This is a genomic window from Arthrobacter sp. RIT-PI-e, assembly GCF_001187915.1.
Classification (GTDB): domain Bacteria; phylum Actinomycetota; class Actinomycetes; order Actinomycetales; family Micrococcaceae; genus Arthrobacter_D.
Window position 1 is genome coordinate 1 of the sequence record NZ_LGIU01000028.1, and the last position, 1,057, is coordinate 1,057.

The 1,057-nt window shown below is 66.5% G+C and carries 1 pseudogene; it reads right to left on the bottom strand.

The annotated features are described in order from the left end of the window. Positions 1-939: pseudogene (locus AC792_RS01320) on the bottom strand (IS481 family transposase); the annotation flags it as partial. Between the last annotated feature and the right edge of the window lie 118 nt (positions 940-1,057).

The window sequence follows — 1,057 nt, forward strand, 5'->3', positions numbered from 1 at the left end:
TCGATGGTAGTTGTAGTGGATGTTCCAGGTGGTAATCGCGTTGGTGCGCTGTGCTTCTGAGGTCCACTCGCGGGCGTAGAGGAGCTCTTCGGCGAGGGTGCGGTTGTAGCGTTCGACTTTCCCGTTGTGCTTGGGCGTGTGGGGCCGGATCCGCTGGTGGCGGGCCGCGGTCGCCAGAATGGTGCGGGTAAAGTTCCTGGCCCGGTAGTTGGACCCGTTATCGGTCACGACGCGGGTGATGCGGTGAACGCCATGGGCGGCGAGAAACGCCCTCGCCCGGGCCCAGAACCCGATCGTCGTCGCCGCTGTCTCGTTCGGTAGGGCCTCGGTGTATGCCAGGCGGGAGAAACCGTCCACAGCCGAGTGCAGATACACGTACCCGGCCCGGACACCCCTGGTTCTACCTGCTGCTTTGGCCCGGTCGACGGCCTTCGCGGCATCCGAGCCCCGCCCGTGGATCCGCTAACCGCCTCCGTCGGGGATCCGTCCGACCTTCTTCACGTCCAGGTGGACCATGTGGCCGGGGTACCGGGCGGTGATCCTGTTGCTGGTGCGGTTCGTGGCGCCGGTGGGGTCGATGTCCCTTCGGCGGCTGATCCCGAGCCGGCGTAGCCACCGGGCCACCGTGACCGGTGAGATCCGGACGCCGTCCCGGACGAGCTCAAGGTGGATCTGCCGTGCCGTCCACTTGTGCTCCCGGCGCAGGACTTCGATCCGGGCCACCACCGCCTCGGGGATCTGGGTCGGGCTGGTGTGAGGCGCGCTCGAGCGGTCTATCAGACCAGCCTCACCGAGGGCTTGGTACCGGTGCACCCACTTCGTCACGGTCTGGCGGGCTACCCCGGCTTCTGCGGCCACGTGGGCTACCGGTCGGTGTTGGCAGCGTTCGACCAGACGGTATCTTCCGGCAGGGGTCAGCGGGGCATTAGCGTGGGTCATGAGGGGTAGGTCCTTCGCGCGGATGGGTTGTAGAGGTACTTCCATCCTGCGCTCGGGGACCTACCCCTTTCGCACGCTCACACCACCTGGCGCGTTAGCAACGTCATGACCCACAACA